Annotated in this window: 6 protein-coding genes and 1 pseudogene; 5 read left to right on the forward strand and 2 right to left on the reverse strand. The window is 71.0% G+C overall.

Annotated features, from left to right (window positions below; all coding sequences use genetic code 11):
• Positions 1-613, forward strand: a pseudogene (locus QZ483_RS12260) (hypothetical protein); the annotation flags it as partial.
• Between the two features lie 119 nt (positions 614-732).
• Positions 733-2,319 carry a cellulase family glycosylhydrolase gene (locus QZ483_RS12265; protein WP_297084408.1) on the forward strand — a complete coding sequence of 529 codons (1,587 nt, stop codon included), beginning with the start codon at positions 733-735 and terminating at the stop codon, positions 2,317-2,319.
• Between the two features lie 26 nt (positions 2,320-2,345).
• Here the strand turns inward: QZ483_RS12265 and QZ483_RS12270 are convergent, their stop codons facing one another.
• Complete coding sequence (locus QZ483_RS12270) at positions 2,346-2,729, reverse strand: hypothetical protein (protein WP_297084410.1); 384 nt, start codon at positions 2,727-2,729, stop codon at positions 2,346-2,348.
• A gap of 173 nt (positions 2,730-2,902) precedes the next feature.
• On the opposite strand from QZ483_RS12270, the gene QZ483_RS12275 reads away from it, so the two are divergent.
• A complete protein-coding gene (locus QZ483_RS12275; protein WP_297084418.1) occupies positions 2,903-3,157 on the forward strand; it encodes a WhiB family transcriptional regulator in 255 nt (84 codons plus the stop codon).
• Between the two features lie 71 nt (positions 3,158-3,228).
• On the opposite strand, the gene QZ483_RS12280 is transcribed toward QZ483_RS12275, so the two are convergent.
• Positions 3,229-4,677: a sensor histidine kinase gene (locus QZ483_RS12280; RefSeq protein WP_297084411.1), complete on the reverse strand. Its 1,449-nt coding sequence runs from the start codon at positions 4,675-4,677 to the stop codon at positions 3,229-3,231.
• A 56-nt stretch (positions 4,678-4,733) separates the two neighbouring features.
• Between QZ483_RS12280 and QZ483_RS12285 the strand changes: the two genes are divergently transcribed.
• Positions 4,734-5,231 carry a DUF2505 domain-containing protein gene (locus QZ483_RS12285; protein ID WP_297084413.1) on the forward strand — a complete coding sequence of 166 codons (498 nt, stop codon included), beginning with the start codon at positions 4,734-4,736 and terminating at the stop codon, positions 5,229-5,231.
• Between the two features lie 13 nt (positions 5,232-5,244).
• A complete protein-coding gene (locus QZ483_RS12290) occupies positions 5,245-5,655 on the forward strand; it encodes a CrcB family protein (protein ID WP_297084415.1) in 411 nt (136 codons plus the stop codon).
• Positions 5,656-5,819: the final 164 nt, after the last annotated feature.

A 5,819-nucleotide genomic window follows, 5' to 3' on the forward strand; every position in this document is an offset into this window, starting at 1 on the left:
CCGGCGCTTCGAGCCGATGGCCATCCCCGGCTTCCTGGTGGCGGCGGCGGTCGCGGCGTGGGCCGCGGCGGGCGCCCTGCGGACGCTCCGCGCTCGGCGCCTCGCGCGCGGCTGGTCGGCAGCGGCGATGCTCGTGCTGCCGCTGTCGACCTGGCTGGCGATCACCCCGGACGCGGAGTACCCCGTGTCCTCCGCCGTCAACGTGACGACGCGCGAGATGGTCGGCGCGCGCGCGATGCTCGATGAGCTGTGCGGCCTCGCGCCCGGACGCCCCATCGTCCTCGTGGGCACGCACGAGCTGTACGGCTCCCTGCGGGTGCAGTGCGACGTCCCCGTGGTGCTGGCGCTCGCGGATCAGAGCGCGGAAGACCTCGAAGCGATCGCGGCGGCGTGGGGCGCGCAGCCGCTCGTGCTGACGCGCAGCGAGGACGCGGCACCGTGGACGGAGGCCCCGTCGGTCGTGGTCGACGCGAGCGTGCTGCACTCCGCCTACACGCTCGAGGGCCTCCCGCGCTCCACCTATCACCGCACGTACCGGTGGCTCGCCGGCGTGGTCGAGGACGACGGCGGCGTGGCTCCCCTGGCTGCGCCAAGCGCCGCAGCCGGGGGCTGACCAGGGAGCGCACCCCTCGAGGTCACGATTCGATAGCATCCCGGCGGGAGCCGTCGAAACGTTGCGACGGTCACCCTAGACTGGCGGCGCCCAGCACTGCCTCAACGGAGAGGACGCCGATGTCCACCACACCCGTCCCGCTCAGCTCGCGCATCGGCATCGGCCTGCTCGCCGTCGCCGGGATCGCGCTCGCTGGCTCGATCGGCTACGGGATCGCCCAGGGCGGAGCGCCTTCGGTGCCCGACGGATTCGTGTATGCCGAGGACGGCGAGTTCAAGGTGGACGGCGACACGTTCGCGTACGCGAGCTCGAACGCCTACACGCTGATGCTCGAGTCGGAGCCCGGCGTCCAGGTCTACCTCAAGACCTTCGCCGAGGGCTCGATGCCTGTGGCGCGCGCGTGGGCCTTCCTGGACATCGGGACCGAGGACGGCGAGCTGGGCGTCGAGGGCAACAACCCGGGCACGTACTTCCAGTACTGGGACGATGCGGCAGGCGCGCCGGCGTACAACGACGGGGCGGACGGACTGGGCAGGCTCGACTACCTGGTGTGGGCGGCCAAGGAGAACGGCGTGCGGCTCATGCTCCCACTCGTGAACAACTGGACCGCGTTCGGCGGCGCGGACCAGTACGTGCGGTGGGCCGGCGGCGACTACCACGACGAGTTCTTCACGGACGAGACTATCCGCGGCTGGTACCAGGACTGGGTCGAGCACCTGCTCACGCGCGTCAACCCGCTGACCGGCATCGCCTACAAGGACGACCCCACGATCATGCTGTGGGAGATCGGCAACGAGATGCGGTGCTCGGACTCCGGACCGTACCCGTCGAGCGAGGAGTGCGGATCCGACATGATCCTCGCGTGGGCCCAGGAGATGGCCGCGCACGTGAAGTCCATCGACCCTCACCACATGGTGGGCTTCGGCGGCGAGGGCTTCCTGTGCACCGAGCCTGACAGTGCGGACACGCTGTTCAACTGCGAGGAGTCCGCCGATCCCGTGGCGCTGCTCGAAGACCCGAACATCGACGCGCACGGCATCCACGTCTATCCGAACCACTGGCTCCCGACCACGCCCACGGACGACTGGGAGGAGTGGGGAGCCTGGTGGATCGAGCAGCACGGGGCGATCGCCGAGGCCGCGGGCAAGCCGTTCTACCTGGGCGAGTACGGGTGGATCGACCAGTACGAGCGCATGCGGGTGTTCGACCACTGGCTCGAGGTGTTCCACGAGGCGGGCGGCGACGGCTCCCACTTCTGGATCATGCAGCCGGAGGCATCGATCGCAGCGCCCACCGACTCGGTGGGATTCACGCAGAAGTGCCCCGGTCCGGCCTGCGACCTGGTGGGCGCCTGGTCCCAGCACGTGGGTGCGGACGCCGACTGGGACACCTTCGCCCCCCTGACGGAGACCGACTATGCGACCACGCGCCCCGAGGAGCCCGTCAACCTGAACGTCCTGGACAACGACAAGGTCTTCTCCAGCGCAGGATGGGCATCCGAGCCCGTGGACCTCGACCCCTCGACGCCCGGCGTTCAGTCCACGCTCGACGACGAGGACGGCACGTTCACGGCGTCCGGGGGCACGGTCACCTTCACGCCTTCGGCCGATGCGTCGGGCACCGTGCGCGTGCAGTACACCGCGACGGACGGGGCGGGCGGGGTGAGCGGCGAGGCCCGCATCGCGGTGACGGTCGACGCGGACTGACGGTCGGCGCTCGAGGCGGCGCCCGCCTAGTCCTGCGACGCCAGCCCCGCGCGCGCATCGGCGAACAGTGCGGCCGCGCCCGCGGCGCCTGCCGCCATGACGGCGATCCCGCCCGCGACGGACCACTCGAGCAGCGCCCAGCCCGCCGCGATCTGCAGTAGCTGCCACGTGATGACGAGCCCGCGCGGCCACGTGCGACCGCGCACCAGCGCCGTCCCCGCCCACGCGAGGATGGCCCCCATGGCGAGGGCCATGACGCCGATCGCCACGGAGAGGTCGGCTGCCCCGGACTCCCCCATGGCGCGGACCATGAAGACGCCGCCGGCGACCGCGAGCGCGAGCGCCTCGGCGAGCACGATCACGGCTGCTGCGGCACGCAACAATCCGCCGCGCTCAGACGTTAGGTCCATGGACGACAACGGTAGCCGCCGAGCACGGTGACGCAGTGCAGGCCTAAAGACCCTTGTCATCTGTTGTTAACAATGAGAAGGTTGTAGCAGTGATTACCGCGATGGCTGCGGCATGACCCCCCACCACCACCCTGCGTGGGCTCTGCCGCGCCTCCGAACCCCCTGGAGGAATGATGGACTGGCGTAACAACGCTGCCTGCCTGGACGTGGACGACCCCGAGCTGTTCTTTCCTGTCGGCAACACTGGCCCTGCTCTCGTGCAGATCGAGAAGGCGAAGGCCGTGTGCAACACCTGCTCGGTGCGCGAGACGTGCCTGCAGTGGGCCATGGAGCACAACCAGGACTCCGGCGTCTGGGGTGGGCTGTCCGAGGACGAGCGCCGCTCCCTCAAGCGCCGCGCCGCACGCGCCCGCCGCGCCGCCAAGTAGCCGTACCCAGAAGCGCCGCGCTCGAGGGGCGCGGCGCTTCTGCGCGCCCGCCGCGGCGTAGCCTGGCCGGCTCAGCGCTCGTCGTCGACCAGCGCCTCGAGCACAACGGTCGAGCCGACCTCGGTGCGCTGCCACGCGATCGTGCCCGACAGCTCGTTCTCCACGAGCGTGCGCACGATCTGCGACCCGAGCCCTGACGGCTCCTCCGCGAGCCCCACGCCGTCATCAGCGATGTCGAGGTGCAGACGCCCGCCCTCGCGGCGCGCGCTCACGGTGATGGTTCCCGACTCGCGCCCCTCGAAGCCGTGCTCGACGGCGTTGGTCACGAGCTCGGTCGCCACGAGCGCGAGTGAGGACGCGTACTGGGCGGGGATCAGCCCGAAGTCGCCCTCGCGCACGATCTTGACCTGGACGCCCGGCGACGCGACGTCGGCCGCCATCCTCATCGAGCGCTGCGCGAGATCGTCGAAGTTCACCAGCTCGTCCAGCGTGCCCGACAGCGTCTCGTGCACGAGAGCGATGGTCGACACGCGTCGCATCGCCTCCGCGAGCGCCTCCTTCGCCTCGGGGGCGTCGACCCGGCGCGACTGCAGCCGCAGCAGAGCCGCGACGGTCTGCAGGTTGTTCTTGACGCGATGGTGGATCTCGCGGATGGTCGCGTCCTTGGTGATCAGCTCGCGCTCACGCCTGCGCAGCTCGCTCACATCGCGGCACAGCAGCACGGCGCCCGTGCGCTCGCCGTCCTCCGTCACCGGGATCGCGCGCAGCGACAGACACGCACTGTTCGCCTCGAGGTCGGTGCGCCACGCCGCGCGACCCATGACGACCATCGCCAGGGTCTCGTCGATGTGCCCCTTGTCGAGGACGAGGTCGGAGGTCACCCGCGGCAGCGACCGGTTCATGAGCGAGCCCGTGACGCCCAGGCGGTGGAAGCACGACAGCGCGTTGGGGCTGGCGTAGGTCACGTGGCCCGCCGCGTCGAGCCGCAGCACGCCGTCGCCGACGCGCGGGGCGCCGCGGCGCGGACCGGTCACCGACGTCTGCACGGGGAACTCCCCCCGCGTGATCATCCGCAGCAGGTCGTCGGCAGCGCCCTTGTAGTTGAGCTCGAGCCGGCTCGAGGACCGCGAAACCGCCTGTGACACCTCGCGCGTGAGCACCGCGATCGCCTTGCCGTCCATGACGACCGGCAGCGCGTCCTCCCGCACCGCATACGTCTCGTCCCACCGCGGCTCCCTGGAGGCCACGATCTCCCTGTCGTCGAGGGCACGCTGGAGATGGGCGATCCGGCCCGCGGCGGCCATGGACCCCACCACGTCGTCCTGATGCACGGTGGGCCCGGTCGACGGGCGGCACTGCGCGATCGCCACGAACCCCTCCGGCACTTGGCGCCACATCACCAGGTCGGCGAACGACAAGTCCGCGATGATCTGCCAATCGGCGGTCAGCAGAGCCAGCCAGTCGGCCTCGGCATCGGTCAGGGGGCCGAAGCGCTCGGCCGTCTCTCGCAGTGTCGCCACGGCACAAGACTAGGCATAACGGGCGCGATAGTCTGAGGCGACCGACGAGGAGGGCCATGAGGATCCGTCACGAGCACGTGTTCGCCGCGACCACCGCGGACGTCTCGACGATGCTCGCGGATCCCGAGTTCAACTTGCTCCGCGGGGGGACCTCAGGCGCTCGCAGCGCGGAAGTGCAGGTCGAGGGGACCGTCGACGAGGGCTTCGCGGTCGCGATCCGGCAGCGCGTCCCCACCTCCTCGATCCCCGCCGAGTTCCGGTCCTTCGTGGGCTCCGAGCTCACCGTCCGCTACACCGAGGTGTGGGAGGCCGCCAGCGGCCCGGAGCGCCACGCGACGTTCGCGGTCGAGATCGTGGGCGCGCCCGGGCATGCGGCCGGCAATCTCCGCCTCGAGCCGCACGACGACGGTGCGCTGTTCAGCGCCGAGGGTGACGTGACGGTGCGTGTGCCGCTCGTGGGGCCCATGATCGAGAAGGCCGTGGGCGAAGCGGTCTTGACGGGCTTGCGCTCCGAGCTCGAGGTCGCGGACGCGTGGCTCGCGCGCGACCGATGAGCACGCGCGACCGATGAGGATGCCGGCCGCCGTCGCCGTCTTCATCGGCGGATGCCTGGGGGGAGCCGGGCGCATCGCGATCGACGAGCTGATCGACGCAGGTGCCTGGGTGTGGGATGTCATCCTCATCAACACGGTTGGCTCGTTCCTGCTGGGCCTCGCCGCGGCTCGCGTGGCGGAGCGCGGAGCGCGCTGGTGGACGCCGATGCTCACGACCGGAGCCCTCGGCGGGTTCACGACGTTCTCGTCGATCGCCGCTCTCCACTGGCACGACGACGCGTCCGTCCCGGTGGCGTTGGCCGTGATGGTCGCGACGCTCGCCGCGTCGGTCGCTGCCGCCGCGCTCGGCTGGCGGCTCGGCGCAGCGACCCTGGGCCTCCGCGCCATCCCGGCCACCGACGTGATCGAGGAGGACGAGCTGTGAGCGCGGTCGTGTGGGTGCTCGCCGCTGTCGCGTGCGGGGCAGGCGCCGTGGTGCGCTATCTCATCGCTCACCGAGCGCCGCTGCTCCCGTTCCCCTGGACAACCGTGGTCGCGAACGCCCTGGGATCGGCGGTGCTCGGCGCGGTCGCAGCCGCGCTCGACGCG

It is taken from the genome of uncultured Demequina sp. (assembly GCF_913055775.1).
In the GTDB taxonomy this organism is placed as follows: Bacteria; Actinomycetota; Actinomycetes; order Actinomycetales; family Demequinaceae; genus Demequina.

What these genes read in the sequence shown, in the direction of transcription:
- QZ483_RS12275 (WP_297084418.1), top strand. Translation starts at nt 2,903, where the DNA reads ATGGACTGGCGTAACAACGCTGCCTGCCTGGACGTGGACGACCCCGAG.
- QZ483_RS12270 (WP_297084410.1), bottom strand. Translation starts at nt 2,729, where the DNA reads ATGGACCTAACGTCTGAGCGCGGCGGATTGTTGCGTGCCGCAGCAGCC.
- QZ483_RS12290 (WP_297084415.1), top strand. Translation starts at nt 5,245, where the DNA reads ATGAGGATGCCGGCCGCCGTCGCCGTCTTCATCGGCGGATGCCTGGGG.
- QZ483_RS12285 (WP_297084413.1), top strand. Translation starts at nt 4,734, where the DNA reads ATGAGGATCCGTCACGAGCACGTGTTCGCCGCGACCACCGCGGACGTC.
- QZ483_RS12265 (WP_297084408.1), top strand. Translation starts at nt 733, where the DNA reads ATGTCCACCACACCCGTCCCGCTCAGCTCGCGCATCGGCATCGGCCTG.